The organism is Pseudomonas sp. MHK4 (genome assembly GCF_054600775.1).
In genome coordinates this window covers 173,202-191,824 of sequence record NZ_BAAIAK010000011.1, presented here as the reverse complement: position 1 = coordinate 191,824, position 18,623 = coordinate 173,202, and the positions used below count along the sequence as shown (strand labels likewise).

At 60.9% G+C, this 18,623-nt stretch carries 15 protein-coding genes; 10 read left to right on the top strand and 5 right to left on the bottom strand.

Going from position 1 to position 18,623, the window contains the following annotated elements:
- Positions 1-112, top strand: a 112-nt coding sequence (locus ACYP2Q_RS24550) for a transposase (RefSeq protein ID WP_036984840.1), incomplete at its 5' end; no start/stop codon positions are given.
- Positions 113-170: 58 nt separating this feature from the next.
- Here ACYP2Q_RS24550 and ACYP2Q_RS24545 read toward each other — a convergent pair.
- Positions 171-1,646, bottom strand: a complete 1,476-nt coding sequence (locus ACYP2Q_RS24545; protein WP_459732847.1) for an inorganic phosphate transporter — start codon at positions 1,644-1,646, stop codon at positions 171-173.
- Between the two features lie 379 nt (positions 1,647-2,025).
- Positions 2,026-2,226: a hypothetical protein gene (locus ACYP2Q_RS24540; protein ID WP_008056863.1), complete on the bottom strand. Its 201-nt coding sequence runs from the start codon at positions 2,224-2,226 to the stop codon at positions 2,026-2,028.
- 643 nt (positions 2,227-2,869) lie between these two features.
- Here ACYP2Q_RS24540 and pcaR point away from each other — a divergent pair.
- From pcaR to pcaC, 9 genes are all read left to right on the top strand, one after another.
- On the top strand, positions 2,870-3,712 hold the full coding sequence (pcaR, locus tag ACYP2Q_RS24535) for a pca regulon transcriptional regulator PcaR (RefSeq protein ID WP_459732846.1): 843 nt from the start codon (positions 2,870-2,872) through the stop codon (positions 3,710-3,712).
- Positions 3,713-3,999: 287 nt separating this feature from the next.
- Entirely contained in the window at positions 4,000-5,346 is a 1,347-nt protein-coding gene (locus ACYP2Q_RS24530; protein ID WP_459732845.1) for an aromatic acid/H+ symport family MFS transporter, read from the top strand.
- Positions 5,347-5,603: 257 nt separating this feature from the next.
- Entirely contained in the window at positions 5,604-6,809 is a 1,206-nt protein-coding gene (gene pcaF / locus ACYP2Q_RS24525; protein ID WP_459732844.1) for a 3-oxoadipyl-CoA thiolase, read from the top strand.
- Positions 6,810-6,847: 38 nt separating this feature from the next.
- The gene (pcaH, locus tag ACYP2Q_RS24520; RefSeq protein ID WP_459732843.1) at positions 6,848-7,552 is read left to right on the top strand and encodes a protocatechuate 3,4-dioxygenase subunit beta; all 705 of its coding nucleotides are present in this window, start codon (positions 6,848-6,850) and stop codon (positions 7,550-7,552) included.
- 1 nt (position 7,553) lies between these two features.
- On the top strand, positions 7,554-8,120 hold the full coding sequence (pcaG, locus tag ACYP2Q_RS24515; protein WP_459732842.1) for a protocatechuate 3,4-dioxygenase subunit alpha: 567 nt from the start codon (positions 7,554-7,556) through the stop codon (positions 8,118-8,120).
- Between the two features lie 194 nt (positions 8,121-8,314).
- Positions 8,315-9,619 carry an MFS family transporter gene (locus tag ACYP2Q_RS24510; protein WP_459732841.1) on the top strand — a complete coding sequence of 435 codons (1,305 nt, stop codon included), beginning with the start codon at positions 8,315-8,317 and terminating at the stop codon, positions 9,617-9,619.
- A gap of 45 nt (positions 9,620-9,664) precedes the next feature.
- The gene (locus ACYP2Q_RS24505; RefSeq protein ID WP_459732840.1) at positions 9,665-11,029 is read left to right on the top strand and encodes a 3-carboxy-cis,cis-muconate cycloisomerase; all 1,365 of its coding nucleotides are present in this window, start codon (positions 9,665-9,667) and stop codon (positions 11,027-11,029) included.
- Between the two features lie 11 nt (positions 11,030-11,040).
- A complete protein-coding gene (gene pcaD / locus ACYP2Q_RS24500; protein ID WP_459732839.1) occupies positions 11,041-11,832 on the top strand; it encodes a 3-oxoadipate enol-lactonase in 792 nt (263 codons plus the stop codon).
- A gap of 10 nt (positions 11,833-11,842) precedes the next feature.
- Positions 11,843-12,232 (top strand): 4-carboxymuconolactone decarboxylase, encoded by a 390-nt coding sequence (gene pcaC, locus ACYP2Q_RS24495; protein WP_459732838.1) that lies wholly within the window; start codon positions 11,843-11,845, stop codon positions 12,230-12,232.
- A gap of 82 nt (positions 12,233-12,314) precedes the next feature.
- On the opposite strand, the gene ACYP2Q_RS24490 is transcribed toward pcaC, so the two are convergent.
- From ACYP2Q_RS24490 to emhB, 3 genes are all read right to left on the bottom strand, one after another.
- Complete coding sequence (locus tag ACYP2Q_RS24490; RefSeq protein ID WP_459732837.1) at positions 12,315-13,571, bottom strand: OprD family porin; 1,257 nt, start codon at positions 13,569-13,571, stop codon at positions 12,315-12,317.
- A 428-nt stretch (positions 13,572-13,999) separates the two neighbouring features.
- Complete coding sequence (gene emhC / locus ACYP2Q_RS24485; RefSeq protein ID WP_459732836.1) at positions 14,000-15,460, bottom strand: efflux RND transporter outer membrane subunit EmhC; 1,461 nt, start codon at positions 15,458-15,460, stop codon at positions 14,000-14,002.
- Positions 15,460-18,621: an efflux RND transporter permease subunit EmhB gene (emhB, locus tag ACYP2Q_RS24480; RefSeq protein WP_459732835.1), complete on the bottom strand. Its 3,162-nt coding sequence runs from the start codon at positions 18,619-18,621 to the stop codon at positions 15,460-15,462. Before emhB ends, emhC begins: the two co-directional genes overlap by 1 nt.
- Between the last annotated feature and the right edge of the window lie 2 nt (positions 18,622-18,623).

The window sequence follows — 18,623 nt, the reverse complement described above, 5'->3', positions numbered from 1 at the left end:
GCTGGAAGGGATAAACAATCGAATAAAGGTCATCAAGCGGATGGCGTACGGTTACCGGGATAGCGAATTCTTTTTCATGAAGATCAAGAGCGTCTTTCCCGGTAATCCGTGAAGAACCATAAAAAAGGCGCGGTCCTCACGGAGCGCGCCTTTTTTCGTTCGGCTGCCTGTCAGCTGCCGAGTGCCTTCGACGCCAACCAGAACAGGCCGGCCGACAGCGCCACGGTGGCTGGCAGGGTCAGGACCCAAGCCAGCAGGATGGTCTTGACGGTGCCGCCTTGCAGGCCGCTCTTGTTGGCGACCATGGTGCCGGCCACACCCGAGGAGAGGACGTGGGTGGTGGACACCGGCAGGCTGAAGATGTTGGCCATGCCGATCAGGCTCGCGGTGGTGATCTGCGCCGACATGCCCTGGGAATAGGTCATGCCTTGCTTGCCGATCTTCTCGCCGATGGTCAGTACCACGCGTTTCCAGCCGACCATGGTGCCCAGGCCCAGGGCCAGGGCAACCGCCAGGATGACCCAGAACGGAGCGTATTCAGTGGTGGTGGTCAGGTCCTTGCGCAGCTTGTCCAGGTCAGCCTTTTCCCGTGGGGCCAGGCTTGGCAGTTTGCTGACTTTCTTCGCCGTGTCGTCCAGGCAGAGCAGGTAGCGACGCACTTCGATGCGGCTATCGGACGGCAGCGAGTGGTAGTCGGCTACACCCTTGAGGGTGCCGAGCAGGGCGTTGATGGTCGGTTCGGTCTGTTGCGGGTTGCAACGGAACTTCTCCGGCAGATCGCCTTCCACGCTTTTGCCCAGTGCCAGGAATTCGCCCAGGGTTTCGGCGTTGCGCTGGTAGAACTGGTTCAGGTGCAAGGTGGCGTCGCGGGTACGTTCGATCTGGTAGGTGGTGCTGTTCAGATCAAGTACGAACTGCGCCGGCACGATACCGATCAGCACCAGCATGATCAGGCCGATACCTTTCTGACCATCGTTGGAACCGTGTACGAAGCTCACGGCCATGGCCGAGATCACCAGCACCAGGCGGTTCCAGAACGGTGGGTGTTTCTTGTCGTCGATCTTGCGGCGCTGCTCCGGCGTCTTGTGCATCTTCGACAGCGGGCGCCACCATTTCAGACCGATCAGAATCAGCGCAGCGATCAGGAAACCGGCCATTGGCGAGAACACCAGCGACATACCGATATCGATCGCCTTCTGCCAGTTCACGCCATCGGCCAACGGAATATCGTTGATCAGGGCGTTGGCCAGGCCGACACCGAGGATCGAACCGATCAGCGTATGGGAGCTGGAGGCAGGGATACCGAAGTACCAGGTGCCCAGGTTCCAGGCGATGGCGGCGGCGAGCAACGAGAACACCATGGCCAAGCCGTGACCGGTGTTCACATTGATCAGCAGCTCCACCGGCAGCAGGTGGACAATGGCATACGCCACGCCAACGCCGCCCAGCAATACGCCGAGGAAATTGAACACACCGGAAAAGAACACCGCCAGATGAGGCGGCATGGCTTTGGTGTAGATAACAGTGGCTACCGCGTTAGCGGTGTCATGAAATCCGTTGATGAACTCGAAGGCGAGGACAAAAGTCAGGGCGAGCAGGAGGCTCACAAGCACCCAAGCATCCAGTCCGCTGAATAAATCGATCATGAAGGTTTTCTGACCCGGTCATAAGGGGGCGCGATTATGCCAGAAAAGACTGGAAATCGATGCACTTGCTGCTCATCGGTAACATTCATCAACGATTTTTTTTGCAAGGGTGCCTGGAATCCCGGAACTTTTGAGGGTCTTGCAAGTGCTTGAATTTCTTTGGAAAGCCCGCAGGCACAGGGGTTTGCCACGCTTGAAGGAACTCCATGCGCGCTTGTATGAAATTTCTGAAAGGAATGTCAGATACGAGCCTTTAGCCTCATCGGTCGGCAAGGCGGCCGCTGCTGCCCGCTCGTAGCGGGCGCAAAAAGGCAACATCAGTTCAACCCGCTTTTGACGGATGTAACACAGACCCTGCAGGTATTCAAAGCCCAGGCCGTCACGGCTCCTCGGCTTTGAGTTCCTTTTCCATTTTTTCCAGTTCTTGCTTGAATACCTGATCCTGAACGGTGGCGCGTTTGCGCCATGGCTTGCGTTCCGGTTCGGGTTGGGCGGCGTAGGTGGTGACTTCCCCGCCGTAAACTTCCTTGTAACGTTGTTCCTGGCGCTCAAGTTCCGCGCGCAGTTCGTCTTTTGTCACGGTGCTACCTGATTGAGTGGAGGTGAATTCTGGTGATACGCGCTGCACCGATGTATAGACCGCACTCGTCAAAAGCAAATAGCCCTTGCAGGCATCTTTTTTGCGACAGTGTGATCATTACTTCCATGTTGCAGGCGGCCACGGCACCAGAGATATACAGCTGACGTAGCATCAGTTCCTGTTTCAGCGAGCGCGTTGGCGCGATGCGGATGCAGTCGCGTCATGGGCTTGCTGGTGGAGAGCGGCGATGGAACATCGCGTCACCGGGTAGCGGGATCGGCTGATAAAAAACCGATTGGCTACTGAATTACATTATAGCGAGCGATTTACAGAACACTATCACGATAGAGTTAAAAGTAGATCTTGATGTGTGATTGTTTTCCAGGCCATTACCCTTTACTGGCAACTAGGGCACTGGATGATGTCACTGTACGGCGATACCTTTCTGGCGCCATTAAGTCGCACAACTTAAGACAGTTACATTTCGCCTTGAAGTCTTCAGGGGCGCCGGGGCATAGCAAGCATGGATTGCGATTATCGATCGATGGATCGATAATCGCCCAATCTTGCCGGGCCGGGCTTGTGTACCCTACAGCCAGTCGCCTGTAATAGATCGCCGATCCGTCTGGGAAAAGGACCTAGTATGAACGATCAACTGCGCAACTCCTTCGCTTCGGTGGCACCGCCGATCGTTGCTTCCCCCGCCAAGCGGATCCAGGCCCTGACCGGCGACCCGGACTTCATGACCTCGCTTGCGCGTGGACTGGCCGTGGTGCAAGCGTTCCAGGAGCGCAAGCGGCACCTGACCATTGCCCAGATCAGCCACCGTACGGAAATTCCCCGCGCCGCCGTGCGACGTTGCCTGCATACGCTGATCAAGCTCGGTTATGCCACGTCCGATGGCCGCACGTATTCTTTGCTACCCAAAGTGCTGACCCTCGGCCATGCCTATGTGTCCTCGACGCCGCTGGCTGTTTCTGCACAGCCGTACCTGGACCGCATGAGCGAGCAACTCCATGAGGCCTGCAACATGGCCACCCTGGAAGGCGATGACATTTTGTACATCGCCCGCTCGGCGACCACCCAGCGCCTGATTTCGGTCGACCTCTCGGTGGGCGGACGCTTGCCGGCCTATTGCACGTCGATGGGCAGGATCCTGCTCGCCGCCCTCGATGACACGTCATTGCGCGAGTATCTCGACCACGCCGACCTGCAAGCCAAGACCAGTCGAACCATCCATACTCCCGAAGCATTGCTCGAATGCCTGCAGGAAGTGCGTCAACAGGGTTGGTGCATCGTCGATCAAGAGTTGGAGCAAGGGCTGCGTTCGATCGCCGTTCCGGTGTACGACGCTTCCGGTCAGGTGGTCGCGGCGCTTAACGTCAGTACCCACGCCGGGCGGGTCAGCCGCAGCGAGCTTGAACAGCGTTTCCTGCCCGGACTGTTGAGTGCCAGCCGTGACCTCAGTACCCAGCTGTTCACCTAAGCTGTTCGATAATCGCACAGACTCGAGTCTGGCGAATTGACGGTCTTTCCCTTGGCTCATTAATGTCGCGGCAGCGTCATCCGGCGCTGTCGATCTCATCCGGCACCGGACGACGACCCCATAATAATGAGAAGAGGCACCCCCATGCGCACATTCCCCGACTGTCGCCGTTCTCCCCGGTTTATGCGCCGGAACCCGATCGCCTGATCCTGACACCCCCTTTGCCGTGACAGCCCTATTAAAGGCTGGAACCTGTTCGACTGCGTTTTTTTGCGTGGAAAAAAATAATGAACCAGCCCCAGTCTGCTGTAGGTAACTGCCTCGACGTGCAGTCCTTCATCAACGCCCAACCTATTTCACGCTATCAGTGGCGAGTAGTGATCCTGTGTTTCCTGATTGTCTTCCTCGATGGCCTCGATACCGCGGCCATGGGTTTCATTGCGCCGGCGCTGTCCCAGGATTGGGGTATCGACCGGGCCAGCCTTGGCCCGGTGATGAGTGCGGCGCTGATCGGCATGGTCTTCGGGGCATTGGGTTCCGGTCCGCTGGCTGACCGCTTTGGGCGAAAAGTTGTATTGGTTGGGGCGGTGCTGCTGTTCGGTGCCTTCAGCCTGGCTTCGGCCTACAGCACCAACGTCGACCAGTTGCTGGTGTTGCGATTCCTGACCGGCCTCGGGTTGGGTGCGGGTATGCCGAACGCAACTACGCTGTTGTCGGAATACACCCCGGAGCGCAAGAAGTCGCTGCTGGTGACCAGCATGTTCTGCGGCTTCAACCTGGGCATGGCCGGAGGCGGATTCATTTCGGCGAAGCTGATTCCGGCCTTCGGCTGGCACAGTCTGCTGCTGATTGGCGGGATTCTGCCGTTGATCCTCGGCGTCGTGTTGCTGATCTGGCTACCCGAATCGGCGCGTTTCCTCGTGGTGCGTAATCGCGGCACCGACAAAGTACGCAAGACCCTGGCGCCCATCGACCCGACGGTAGTGGCCCGGGCATCGAGCTTCAGCGTGCCGGAACAGAAAACCGTGAAGGCGCGCAACGTGTTTGCCGTGATCTTCTCCGGTACCTACAGCGTCGGCACCTTGCTGTTGTGGCTGACCTACTTCATGGGCCTGGTGATCGTTTACCTGTTGACCAGTTGGCTGCCGACCCTGATGCGCGACAGTGGCGCGAGCATGGAGCAGGCCGCGTTCATCGGGGCGCTGTTCCAGTTCGGTGGGGTGTTGAGCGCGGTGGGTGTAGGTTGGGCGATGGACCGCTTCAATCCGCACAAGGTCATTGGCATTTTCTACCTGCTGGCCGGGGTATTCGCCTACGCCGTAGGGCAGAGCCTGGGCAACATCACAATCCTGGCGACCCTGGTGCTGGTGGCCGGCATGTGTGTCAACGGCGCGCAATCGGCGATGCCGTCGCTGGCGGCGCGGTTTTATCCGACTCAAGGGCGTGCCACCGGGGTTTCGTGGATGCTCGGGATTGGTCGCTTCGGCGCGATCCTCGGTGCATGGATGGGCGCGACGCTGCTGGGGCTGGGCTGGAACTTTGAGCAAGTGTTGACGGCTTTGGTGATTCCAGCGGCATTGGCGACTGCAGCGGTGGTGATCAAGGGGTTGGTCAGCCACGCGGATGCGACCTGATCAGGAAAAGATCGCAGCCTTCGGCAGCTCCTACTGAGGAATGCGTACACCTGTAGGAGCTGCCGCAGGCTGCGATTTAATTGATAGCTGAGCAACAATGTGTTCGATAAACGAACACTCAGTCGATTATCGAATTGTTTGACCTGTGTCAGGGGCTTAATCTTTAACCATTACGGCGCTGCGCATCGGCGCCTTTTTTACTACGTCGAAATAACAAACGGGAGCCCGCCCTGCGAGATCTCGAAGCCCGGAGAAGCATGATGCGTGAAGTTTATATCTGCGACGCGATTCGCACCCCCATCGGCCGTTTCGGCGGTGGTCTGGCAGCGGTTCGCGCCGACGACCTGGCCGCCGTGCCGATCAAGGCCTTGATGGAGCGCAACCCGTCGGTGGACTGGAATGCAGTGGACGAGGTGTTCCTCGGCTGCGCCAACCAGGCCGGTGAAGACAACCGCAACGTGGCGCGCATGGCGCTGCTGCTGGCGGGGCTGCCGGAAACCATTCCGGGCGTGACCCTCAACCGCCTGTGCGCTTCGGGCATGGACGCCATCGGCACCGCGTTCCGCGCCATCGCCAGCGGCGAAATGGAGCTGGCGATTGCCGGTGGCGTGGAGTCGATGTCCCGCGCGCCGTTCGTGATGGGCAAGGCTGACGCCGCGTTCTCGCGCAACATGAAGCTGGAAGACACCACCATCGGCTGGCGCTTCATCAACCCGCTGATGAAAGCCCAGTACGGCGTGGATGCAATGCCGCAGACCGCCGACAACGTCGCCGACGATTACCAGGTGTCCCGCGCCGATCAGGACGCTTTCGCCCTGCGCAGTCAGCAACGCACCGTCGTCGCCCAAGCCGCGGGTTACTTCGCCGAAGAAATCGTCGAAGTGCGCATTGCCCACAAGAAGGGTGAAACCGTGGTTAGCCAGGACGAACATCCTCGCGCCGACACCACTCTGGAAGCCCTGACCAAACTCAAGCCGGTCAACGGTCCCGACAAAACCGTCACCGCCGGCAATGCTTCGGGCGTCAACGACGGTGCCGCCGCCTTGATCCTCGCTTCCGCCGAAGCGGTGAAGAAACACGGCCTGACTGCCCGCGCCAAAGTGCTGGGCATGGCCAGCGCCGGTGTTGCGCCACGGGTGATGGGCATCGGCCCGGTGCCGGCGGTGCGTAAACTGATTGAACGCCTGGGTGTGGCCGTCAGCGATTTCGACGTGATCGAACTCAACGAAGCCTTCGCCAGCCAGGGCCTTGCGGTGCTGCGTGAACTGGGAATCGCCGACGACGCGGCCCAGGTCAACCCTAACGGTGGCGCCATTGCCTTGGGCCATCCACTGGGCATGAGCGGTGCGCGCCTGGTCTTGACCGCATTGCATCAGCTGGAAAAAACCGGTGGCAAGAAAGGCCTGGCAACCATGTGCGTTGGTGTCGGTCAGGGTCTGGCCTTGGCGATCGAGCGCGTCTGACGCGCTCTGCCGACTAACAAGAAATTGAGGAATGCTTCATGACTGACAAGCCTGGTTACCGTCGCCCGCAGGAAGGCACTCAGCCTGAATACCTGCATCCGACCTACCAATCCACCAACCTGCGCTCGCCGTCCAAGCCGTTGGTGTTCCTGCCTCATTCGCTGTCGGAAATCACCGGTCCGACCATTGGTGCCGAGCGCGTCAATGAGAAGGACAACGACCTGACCGCCCAGCACGAAGGCGAACCACAGGGCGAGCGCATCATCATTCACGGCCGTGTGCTGGATGAAAACGGCCTGCCGGTGCCGGGTATCCTGGTGGAGATCTGGCAGGCCAACGCCGCCGGTCGCTACAACCATGCCCGTGACCTGCACGACGCGCCGCTGGACCCGAACTTCACCGGCACCGGCCGCACCGTCACCGACGCCGATGGCTGGTACCAGTTCCAGACCATCAAGCCCGGCGCGTATCCGTGGGGTAACCACCACAATGCCTGGCGCCCGGCGCATATCCATTTCTCGCTGTTCGGGCCGAGTATCCTGACGCGCCTGGTCACCCAGATGTATTTCCCGGGCGACCCGCTGCTGGCGTACGACCCGATCTACAACTGCGTGCCCGATACCCGCGCGAAAGAGCGTTTGATCGCCTCGTTCGATCTGGATAAAACCATCCCTTCCTATGCCCTCGGTTATCGTTGGGACATCGTCTTGCGCGGCCGCGACGCCACGCCGATGGAGAAATAAGATGACGCTGACTGCGACCACGTCCCACACCGTCGGGCCGTACTACCACATCGGCCTGACCTGGCTGAACCGCGAAGACCTGACCGTCGAACAAACCCTGGGCGAGCGCGTGGCGATCACCGGGCAAGTGACCGATGGCAACGGCGATGTGGTCAACGACGCGATGCTGGAAGTCTGGCAGGCCAATGCCGCCGGCAAATACGACCACCCCGAAGACGACCAGGACAAACCCCTGGACCCGAATTTCGAAGGCTTTGGCCGGGTGCCAGTGGATGCCGAAGGGCGTTTCCGTTTCACCACCATCAAGCCGGGCACGGTCGAAGGCCTCAAGGGCACGACCCAGGCACCGCATCTGGTGGTGCTGGTGTTTGCCCGCGGCCTGGTGAAGCACCTGCTGACGCGGATCTACTTCGATGGCGAACCGGCTAACGTCGGCGATCCGTTGCTCGAATGCGTGCCGGCCGAACGCCGTGGCACCTTGCTGGCGAAGCAGGATGCGTCGGGTGTGTACCAGTGGAACGTTGTTCTGCAGGGTACCGATGCCGAGACGGTATTCTTCGATTATTAAGTGAACACCGCATCCCCTGTAGGAGCTGGCTTGCCAGCGATGGTCGTTAAAGATGACGCGTATCCATTGGTTTACCGTGTCGCTCTTGCGTCCATCGCTGGCAAGCCAGCTCCTACAGGGGGTTGATGCATTTGCGGAACGGGACTGTTGCAAAGTATGTCTAGACTCTCACTGTCCCCATTGAGTAAAGAACAATGACAACGACCACCGCTACAGAACCTCTATACACCGGTGAAGAACGCAACAAGCGGATCTTCGCCATTGTCGGCGCTTCGTCCGGCAACCTCGTCGAATGGTTCGACTTCTACGTCTACGCCTTCTGTGCGATCTACTTCGCGCCAGCCTTTTTCCCCTCCGACAACCCCACCGTGCAGCTAGTGAACACCGCCGGCGTGTTTGCCGCCGGGTTCCTGATGCGCCCGATTGGCGGCTGGATTTTCGGCCGGGTCGCGGACAAGCACGGGCGCAAGAATTCGATGCTGATATCGATTCTGATGATGTGCTTCGGCTCGCTGCTCATCGCCTGCCTGCCGACCTACAAGGACATCGGCGTCTGGGCACCGATCATGCTGTTGTTCGCGCGCCTGCTCCAGGGCCTGTCGGTGGGCGGCGAATACGGCACCACCGCCACCTACATGAGTGAAGTCGCCCTCAAGGGCCAGCGCGGTTTCTTTGCCTCCTTCCAATATGTCACGCTGATCGGCGGGCAGTTGCTGGCGGTGTCGCTGGTGGTGATCCTGCAGCAGTTCCTCAGTGAAGATGAACTGCGCGCCTACGGCTGGCGGATTCCGTTTGTGGTCGGGGCCGTGGCGGCGTTGATTTCGCTGTTCCTGCGTCGTTCGCTGAAAGAAACCACCAGCAAGGAAATGCGCGAAAACAAGGATGCCGGCAGCATCCGCGCGCTGTTCCGCGACCATAAAGCCGCGTTCATCACCGTGCTCGGCTACACCGCCGGTGGCTCGCTGATTTTCTACACCTTTACTACGTACATGCAGAAATACCTGGTGAACACCGCCGGCATGCACGCCAAGACCGCCAGCTACATCATGACCGGCGCACTGTTCCTTTATATGTGCATGCAACCGTTCTTCGGCATGCTCGCGGACAAGATCGGCCGCCGTAACTCGATGCTGTGGTTCGGTGCCTTGGGTACGCTGTGCACCGTGCCGATCCTGCTGAGCCTGAAAAGCGTCAGCAGTCCGTTCCTGGCCTTTGTGCTGATTACCGTGGCGTTGGCAATCGTCAGTTTCTACACCTCGATCAGCGGCCTGGTAAAAGCCGAAATGTTCCCGCCCGAAGTGCGCGCACTGGGCGTTGGCCTGGCGTACGCGGTGGCGAATGCGATCTTCGGCGGTTCGGCGGAATATGTTGCCTTGAGCCTCAAGGCGGTCGGCATGGAAAACTCCTTCTACTGGTACGTGACCGTGATGATGGCAATCGCGTTCCTGTTCAGCCTGCGCCTGCCCAAGCAAGCCAAGTATTTGCATCACGACCTTTGATCCAAACCCGCGGGCCCTAGCGGCCCGCGCCTCCAGGGACTGTTTATGAACGAGCGACCGGGCAATCAATTGTTCGATGCCTATTTCACTGCCCGCGACATGCGTGAAGTGTTCTGCGATCAGGGCCGGGTTCAGGCCATGCTCGATTTCGAAGCTGCGCTGGCCCGGGCGGAAGCGCGGGTCGGCCTGATTCCGCATACGGCGGTGGCGCCGATCGAAGCGGCGTGCCAGGCCGGGCATTACGATTTTGCTGCTCTCGGCGAGGCGATTGCCACGGCGGGTAATTCGGCGATTCCGTTGGTCAAGGCCTTGGGCAAACAGATTGCCGCGAGCGATGCCGAAGCCGAGCGCTACGTGCATCTGGGCGCCACCAGTCAGGACGTGATGGACAGCGGCCTGGTGCTGCAGTTGCGTCGCGCACTGGAACTGATCGACAGCGATCTGGCGCAACTGGGCCAGACTCTCGCCACCCAGGCTCAACGTTTTGTGGCTACACCGTTGGCCGGGCGTACCTGGTTGCAGCACGCGACACCCGTCACCCTCGGCATGAAAATCGCCGGATGGCTGGGGGCGGTGACCCGCAGTCGCCAGCGTCTGCTGGAGCTCAAGCCACGTCTGCTGGTGCTGCAATTCGGCGGCGCCTCCGGGACCCTCGCGGCCCTGGGCGAGCAGGCGATGCCGATCGCCCGGGCGTTGGCCGAGGAGCTGCAACTGAACTTGCCCGACCAGCCCTGGCACACCCAGCGCGATCGCCTGGTGGAGTTCGGCTCGGTACTCGGCTTGATCGCCGGCAGCCTGGGCAAACTCGGCCGTGACATCAGTCTGTTGATGCAGACCGAAGCCGCCGAGGTGTTCGAGCCTTCGGCGCCGGGCAAGGGCGGGTCCTCGACCATGCCGCATAAGCGCAATCCCGTCGGCGCGGCGGTGCTGATTGGCGCGGCGACTCGCGTGCCGGGCCTGCTGTCGACCCTGTTCAGCGCCATGCCCCAGGAGCACGAGCGCAGCCTCGGGCTGTGGCACGCCGAGTGGGAAACCCTACCGGAGATTTGCTGCCTGGTGTCCGGCAGCCTCAAGCAGGCGCTGCTGGTGACTGGCGGGCTGGAGGTGGACGCCACACGCATGGCGCGCAACCTCGACCTGACCCAGGGCCTGGTGCTCGCCGAAGCAGTGAGCATCGTCCTGGCGCAACGGGTCGGCCGCGACACCGCGCATCACCTGTTGGAGCAATGCTGCAAACGCGCCGTGGCTGAAAAACGACATCTGCGCGCGGTACTCGGCGACGAACCGCAAGTGACCGCCGAGCTGTCGGCGGCTGAACTCGATCATCTGCTGGACCCTGCCCACTACCTCGGTCAGGCCCGTACCTGGGTCGAGCGAGCGGTGGCTGAACATTCTGCGTTGACTGCCTGAAGGAGACTGCTGTGGCTTTCGTTCAACTCGCCGATGGCGAACTGCATTACAAACTCGACGGACCGGTCGATGCGCCGGTGCTGGTGCTGTCCAACTCGCTGGGTACTGACCTGCACATGTGGGACGCGCAAATTGCGGCGTTCAGCGAGCATTTTCGCGTGCTGCGTTTCGACACCCGCGGCCATGGCAAGTCCTTGGTGACGCCTGGGCCATACAGCATCGAGCAACTGGGCCGCGACGTGCTGGCGTTGTTGGGCGCGCTACATATCGAGCGCGCGCATTTCTGTGGCCTGTCCATGGGCGGGCTGATCGGCCAGTGGCTGGGCATCAATGCCGGCGAGCGCCTGAACAAGCTGGTGGTGTGCAACACCGCGGCGAAGATCGGCGATCCGTCGGTGTGGAACCCACGCATCGAAACCGTGCTGCGCGATGGCCAGGCCGCGATGGTCGCCTTGCGCGATGCCTCGATTGCGCGCTGGTTCACCAAGGATTTCTCCGAGGCCAATCCGGCCGCGGCCAAGCAGATTACCGACATGCTGGCGGCGACTTCGCCTGAAGGTTATGCGGCCAACTGCGCGGCGGTGCGTGATGCCGACTTCCGCGATCAGTTGTCGTCGATCAAGGCGCCGCTGTTGGTGGTTGCCGGGACTGAAGACGCCGTCACGCCGCCGTCCGGTGGGCACTTCATCCAGGAGCACGTGCAGGGCGCCGAGTACGCCGAGTTCTACGCCGCGCACTTGTCCAACGTCCAGGCGGGCGCTGCGTTCAGCGAGCGGGTACTGGCGTTTTTGTTGGCTCATTAAGGGGATAGTTGTGGACGAGAAACAACGTTACGACGAGGGCATGAAAGTCCGTCGCGCGGTACTGGGCGACGCTCATGTCGACCGCAGCCTGACCACCCTGACCGAGTTCAACTCGGAGTTCCAGGAGATGATCACCCGCCACGCCTGGGGCGACATCTGGACCCGTCCGGGCCTGCCGCGCCACACCCGCAGCCTGATCACCATCGCCATGCTGATCGGCATGAACCGCGAGGGTGAGCTCAAATTGCACCTGCGCGCCGCCGCCAACAACGGCGTGAGTCGTGGCGAGATCAAGGAAGTGATCATGCAGAGCGCGATCTACTGCGGCATTCCCGCCGCCAACGCGACGTTCCACCTGGCCGAATCCGTGTGGGATGAGTTGGGGACTGAATCGATGTAGGAGCCGGCTTGCCGGCGAAGGGGCCTTTGAGCATTGTATCGCTCGTGAGGACGCCTTCGCTGGCAAGCCAGCTCCTACAGGTTTAGAGCAAGCTGATCGGATAGCTGACGATCACGCGATTCTCATCGAACTCATTGTTGCTGTAGTCGCGGCGCATGGTCGAGTTGCGCCATTTCACGTTCAGGTCTTTCAGCGCACCGCTCTGCACGGTGTAGCCCAGTTCACTTTCACGACCCCATTCCTTGCCATCGGTGACAGTGCCGGTGTGTACGTTGTCGCCGCTGATGTAGCGGTTCATCAGGGTCAACCCCGGCACGCCAAGGGCGACGAAGTTGTAGTCGTGGCGCACTTGCCAGGATTTTTCCCGGGCGTTGTCGTAGCTGGAGTTGTAGCTGTCGTTGGCCAGGGTGCCGCCGCTGGTGCCATTGACGCGCATCCACGGGCTGTCGCCGGTCAGTTTCTGCAGGCCGACGTAGAAGGTGTTGCCGCCGTACTTGGCCGAGAGCAGGCCGTACATTGTCTTGTTGTCCAGCTCGCCGGCCCGGGCGCTGCCGTCATCCTTGCCGTAGAAGAACCCGAGATTGGCGCCCAGGGTCCAGGCGCCGAGCGGTTGGCTGTGCGTCAGGTTGATGAATTGTTGGCTGTAGATGTCCTTGAGTTCGGCGTTCCACACGCCGATCTGGGTGCGTTTCTCGTTGAACAGGTACTCGCCGCCCTGGAAGTTGAAGCGGTCGGAGGTGAACGCGGCTTTGCCGGTCATCGACATGTCGCTCATGCTGCTGTCGTCGCGTGGGCTGTTCTGGCGGAACTGGCCGCCGTACAGCGTCAGGCCGTCGAATTCCTTCGAGGTGATCTGGCCGCCACGGAAGGTCTGCGGCAGCGAGCGGCCATCGTCCGAGCGCAGGATCGGCAGCACCGGCATCCATTCGCCCACCTTCGCTTCGGTCTGTGACAGCTTGGCCTTGAACGCCACGTTGGTGCGGCCGAAGTTGTCTGCCGGGCGGCCGTCACTGTCCAGCGGCAGCAGCTGTGTCCCGCCGGTGCCTTTGCCGCCATCGAGTTTCACCGAGTACAGGCCCAGCACGTCCATGCCGAAGCCGACGATGCCCTGGGTATACCCGGACTTGGCATCGAGAATGAAACTTTGCGTCCACTCTTCGGCCTTGCCCTGGGCCTTGGTCGGGTTGGTGAAGTTGCGGTTGATGTAGAAGTTGCGCAGGTTCAGGTTGACCTTGGCCCCTTCGACAAACCCCGACTCCTCGGCTTGGGCGGGCAGGGCTGCGCTCGCCAGGGCGATGGCGATCAGGCTCGGAAAAAAATACTGCGCGGGAGAAGGCATGGGCTCGGGTCTCTCTAATTCTTGGGGATGAAACAGGGTGATGCCGCAACCTGAGGTTGCAGACGTGCATGCGAGATCGGGACAAGCGGGGCGGATCAGCCGGAGAGGGTAGGGCGTAGGGGCATGGTATCGAACCTGTTGTTATTGGTTTTGTTGGTCGAATGGTGATGTGGATGTACTAGGTAGTTCAATCTGTGTGAGCAGGTTTTGGGCGATTATCGAACATAAGATTGGCTGTGATTTTTGTGCTGTTCCTACTGGCCTCTTCGCTGGCAAGCCAGCTCCTACAGGGAACCAGGTTTGTGCAGAGATAACGCGATCGAATGTGGGAGCCAGCCTGCTGGCGAAGGGGCCATAAAGAACCACTCACCTTTCCCGCTCCAACAAAAAGCCCACCAATCGGTGGGCTTCGTGTTTTCACAACGCCATCAGAACAACTTCAACTTCGGCGCTTCTTCTTTCAACGGCTCGTTCTTCGCCGTCTGTTCGTTCCAGCCACCGCCCAGGGCCTTGTACAGGTTGACCTGGCTGACCAGTTGCGCCAGACGGTCGGTGATCAGCGCCTGCTGGGCACTGAACAGCTGGCGCTGGGCATCGAGGAAGGTCAGGTTGCTGTCGACACCGATGCGGTAACGACGCTCGGCCAGACGGTAGTAGTCCTGGTTGGCATGGACGAAATCTTGCTGCGCCTGCAACTGCTGCACATAGGTCTGGCGCGCCGCCAGGCCATCGGCGACTTCCTGGAAGGCCGTTTGAATGGACTTCTCGTAGTTCGCCACGCCAATGTCTTTCTGGATTTTCGAGTAATCCAGGCTCGCACGCAGGCTGCCGGCGTTGAAGATCGGCAGGTTGATCTGCGGCTGGAACAGCCAGGTGCCCGAACCACCCTTGAACAGGCCGGACAGGTCCGGGCTCAGGGTGCCGGCGTTGGCCGTCAGGCTGATGCTCGGGAAGAACGCCGCACGCGCCGCGCCAATGTTGGCGTTGGCGGCCTTGAGGTTGTACTCGGCTTGCAGGATATCCGGACGGCGCTGCAGCAGATCCGACGGCAGGCCTGGCGGCACTTCGGCCAGCAGATCGTCGTTCAGGGGCTTGGCTGTTTGCAGATTGGCCGGGATGCCGGTGCCGAGCAGCAGCACCAGGCTGTTTTCATCCTGGGCGACCTGGCGCGTGTACTTCGCCAGTTGCGCCCGGGCGTTTTCCACCGAGGTGCGCGACTGCGCCAGGTCCAGCGCCGAAGCGACCCCTACTTCGTTGCTGCGGGCGGTGAGCTTATAGCTCTCCTCGAACGCGGCGAGGGTGTCCTGGGTCAGCTTGAGCAGTTCCTTGTCGGCCTGCCAGGTCAGGTAGGCATTGGCCACGCTGGCCACCAGGCTGATCTGGGTGCTGCGGCGGCCTTCTTCGGTGGCGAAGTACTTCTGCAGCGCTTCTTCGTTCAGGCTGCGAATCCGCCCGAACATATCCAGCTCGTAGGCACTGATGCCCACCGTGGCCGAGTAGGAACTGGTGATGCCCGCTTCGCCAGTCTGCGAAGCGTCAGCCGGAACGCGCTGACGCGTGCCGGTGCCATTGGCCGAAACCGCCGGGAACAGATCGGCGCGCGAGATGCGGTATTGAGCCGCAAAGGCGTCGATGTTCAAGGCTGCGACACGCAGGTCACGGTTGTTTTCCAGGGAGACCTGAATCAGCTGCTGCAGTGCCGGGTCATGGAAAAACTGCTTCCAGCCCTGCTCGGCAGCGGCCTGCGCCGGTGCCTGGGCCGGCGAATACGCCGGGCCCTGCGGGTATTGGCCTGCCACCGGAGCGTCCGGCCGCTGATAGTCAGGTATCAGCGAGCAGCCACTTAGCACGAAGGCGGCGACTGCCAGGGAGAGTAGCGACTTGCTCATTAGCCAGCCTCTTTAGGAGTTTCAGTGGCGTCTTCCTGGTCGACGTTTTTACGCTGACCCATGGCCGACACGGTGACGAAGAACAGTGGGACCCAGAAGATCGCCAGGACGGTTGCCGTGATCATACCGCCAATCACCCCGGTGCCGATGGCATGCTGGCTACCTGAACCTGCTCCGGTGGAGATCGCCAGTGGTACCACACCGAGCACGAAGGCGAGGGAGGTCATGATGATCGGTCGCAGACGCATGCGGCAGGCTTCGATGGCTGCCTCGCGCAGGCTGCGCCCTTGTTCGTGCAGTTCCTTGGCGAATTCGACGATCAGGATGGCGTTTTTCGCCGCCAGGCCGATGGTTGTCAACAAGCCCACCTGGAAGTACACGTCGTTGGACAGGCCGCGCAGGCTGGTGGCCATCAGCGCACCGATGATCCCCAGCGGAACTACCAGCATCACCGCGATCGGAATCGACCAGCTCTCATACAGTGCCGCCAGGCACAGGAACACCATCAGCAGCGACAGGGCGTACAGCGCTGGCGCTTGCGAGCCGGACAGCCGTTCCTCGTAGGACAGGCCGGTCCAGGAAATACCGACACCCTTCGGCAGTTTGGCGGCAAGGGCTTCAACTTCGGCCATCGCTTCACCGGTGGAGTAACCCGGAGCCGGGGCGCCGAGGATTTCCATCGCTTCCACGCCGTTGTAACGGGCCAGTTTCGGCGATCCGTAGATCCACTCGCCCTTGGCGAACGCCGAGAACGGAACCATGGTGCCGACGCTGTTGCGCACGTACCACTTGTTCAGGTCTTCGGGGCTCATGCGAGAACCCGGCTGGCCTTGCACGTAAACCTTCTTCACCCGACCACGGTCGATGAAGTCGTTGACGTAGCTACTGCCCAGGGCGATCGACAGGGTGTTGTTGATGTCGGCGATGGTAATGCCCAGGGCACTGGCCTTCTCGTCGTCGATTTCCAGCTGGAACTGCGGTTCGTCGTTCAGGCCGTTCGGACGCACCTGGGTAAGGATCTTGCTCTGCGCCGCCATGCCGAGGAACTGGTTACGCGCTTCCATCAGCTTGTCGTGACCGATACCGGCGCGGTCCTGCAGGAACACGTCGAAACCGGTGGCGTTACCCAATTCCAGTACCGCTGGCGGGGCGAAGGCAAACACCATGGCGTCACGGAAGGTGAAGAAGTGCTGTTGGGCACGGGCCGCGACCTTGAACACGCTGTTGTCGGCGTTTCGATCTTCCCATGGGCGCAGCATAATGAACGCCATACCCGAGCTCTGGCCACGGCCGGCGAAGTTGAAGCCGGTCACGGTGAACACCGAGTTCACCGCATCGCCTTCACCGCCATCCTTGCCCGGCCGCAGCAGGAATTCACGCATTTCGTCCACGACCACCTGGGTGCGCTGGGCGGTAGAGCCGGCTGGAGTCTGTACCTGGGCGAACAGTACGCCCTGGTCTTCTTCCGGCAGGAACGCCGTTGGAATGCGGGTGAACAGCCAGATCATGCCGACGACGATGATCAGGTAGGCCAGCAAGTACGGCGCCTTGTGCGTGAGCATGTTGCCCACGCCACGCTCGTAGCTACTGACACCACGGTCGAAGTTGCGGTTGAACCAGCCGAAGAAGCCGCGTTTGGGCGTGTGGTGCTCGCCTTTCGGGATCGCCTTGAGCATGGTGGCGCAGAGCGCCGGGGTGAAGATCAGGGCAACCAGTACCGACAGGGCCATGGCCGAGACGATGGTGATCGAGAACTGCTTGTAGATCACGCCGGTGGAACCGCTGAAGAACGCCATCGGCAGCAATACTGCCGACAGCACCAGGGCGATACCGACCAGTGCACCCTGGATCTGCCCCATGGATTTCTTGGTCGCTTCCTTGGGCGACAGGCCTTCTTCGCTCATCACCCGTTCGACGTTTTCCACCACGACGATGGCGTCGTCCACCAGCAAGCCGATGGCCAGCACCATGCCGAACATGGTCAGGGTGTTGATGCTAAAGCCGGCCGCCGCGAGGATCCCGAAGGTACCGAGCAATACCACCGGCACCGTCATCGTGGTGATGATGGTGGCGCGGAAGTTCTGCAAGAACAGGAACATCACCAGGAACACCAGCGCAACCGCTTCGACCAGGGTGTGTACCACGCCCTTGATCGATTCAGTCACCACCGGCGTGGTGTCGTACGGGAATACCACTTCCATCCCTTCAGGGAAGAACGGCTTGAGGCTGTCGATGGTCGTGCGCAGCGCCTTGGCGGTATCCAGGGCGTTGGCACCGGTGGCCAGCTTCACCGCCAGGCCAGACGCCGGGGCGCCGTTGAACTGGGCGTTGATGCTGTAGTTCTCGCCACCCAGGCCGACTTCGGCGACATCCTTGAGGCGAACCTGGGAACCGTCCTTGTTGACCTTGAGCAGGATCTTGTCGAATTGCTCGGCGGTCTGCAGGCGGGTCTTGCCGATGATCGTCGCGTTCAGCTGGGTGCCGGGCAGGGCCGGCAGGCCGCCGAGTTGGCCGGAGGACACCTGGACGTTCTGTGCGGCGATGGCAGTCTTGACGTCGATTGGGGTCAGGTTGAATTTGTTCAACTTGGCCGGGTCGAGCCAGATACGCATGGCGTACTGCGAACCGAACACCTGGAAGTCACCGACACCGGCGGTCCGCGAGATCGGGTCCTGCATGTTCGACACGATGTAGTTCGACAGGTCGTCCTTGGTCATGCTGCCGTCACGCGACACCACGCCGATCACCAACAGGAAGTTCTTCACCGCCTTGGTCACGCGGATACCTTGTTGCTGCACTTCCTGCGGCAACAGCGGGGTGGCCAGGTTCAGCTTGTTCTGGACCTGGACCTGCGCGGTGTCAGAGTTGGTGCCTTGCTCGAAGGTCGCGGTAATGGTCATGGTGCCGTCGGAGTTACTTTCCGAAGACACATAACGCAGATGGTCGATACCGTTGAGCTGCTGCTCGATCACCTGGACCACGGTGTCCTGCACGGTTTGCGCGGAAGCGCCCGGGTAGGTCACGGAGATGGCGATGGCCGGCGGTGCAATGCTCGGGTACTGGTTGATCGGCAGCTTGAGGATCGAAAGTGCCCCGACCAGCATGATCACCAGGGCAATTACCCAGGCGAAAATCGGACGGTCGATGAAAAATCTGGACATGA

What these genes read in the sequence shown, in the direction of transcription:
- ACYP2Q_RS24545 (WP_459732847.1), bottom strand. Translation starts at nt 1,646, where the DNA reads ATGATCGATTTATTCAGCGGACTGGATGCTTGGGTGCTTGTGAGCCTC.
- pcaR (WP_459732846.1), top strand. Translation starts at nt 2,870, where the DNA reads ATGAACGATCAACTGCGCAACTCCTTCGCTTCGGTGGCACCGCCGATC.
- ACYP2Q_RS24530 (WP_459732845.1), top strand. Translation starts at nt 4,000, where the DNA reads ATGAACCAGCCCCAGTCTGCTGTAGGTAACTGCCTCGACGTGCAGTCC.
- pcaF (WP_459732844.1), top strand. Translation starts at nt 5,604, where the DNA reads ATGATGCGTGAAGTTTATATCTGCGACGCGATTCGCACCCCCATCGGC.
- pcaH (WP_459732843.1), top strand. Translation starts at nt 6,848, where the DNA reads ATGACTGACAAGCCTGGTTACCGTCGCCCGCAGGAAGGCACTCAGCCT.
- pcaG (WP_459732842.1), top strand. Translation starts at nt 7,554, where the DNA reads ATGACGCTGACTGCGACCACGTCCCACACCGTCGGGCCGTACTACCAC.
- ACYP2Q_RS24510 (WP_459732841.1), top strand. Translation starts at nt 8,315, where the DNA reads ATGACAACGACCACCGCTACAGAACCTCTATACACCGGTGAAGAACGC.
- ACYP2Q_RS24505 (WP_459732840.1), top strand. Translation starts at nt 9,665, where the DNA reads ATGAACGAGCGACCGGGCAATCAATTGTTCGATGCCTATTTCACTGCC.
- ACYP2Q_RS24490 (WP_459732837.1), bottom strand. Translation starts at nt 13,571, where the DNA reads ATGCCTTCTCCCGCGCAGTATTTTTTTCCGAGCCTGATCGCCATCGCC.
- emhC (WP_459732836.1), bottom strand. Translation starts at nt 15,460, where the DNA reads ATGAGCAAGTCGCTACTCTCCCTGGCAGTCGCCGCCTTCGTGCTAAGT.
- emhB (WP_459732835.1), bottom strand. Translation starts at nt 18,621, where the DNA reads ATGTCCAGATTTTTCATCGACCGTCCGATTTTCGCCTGGGTAATTGCC.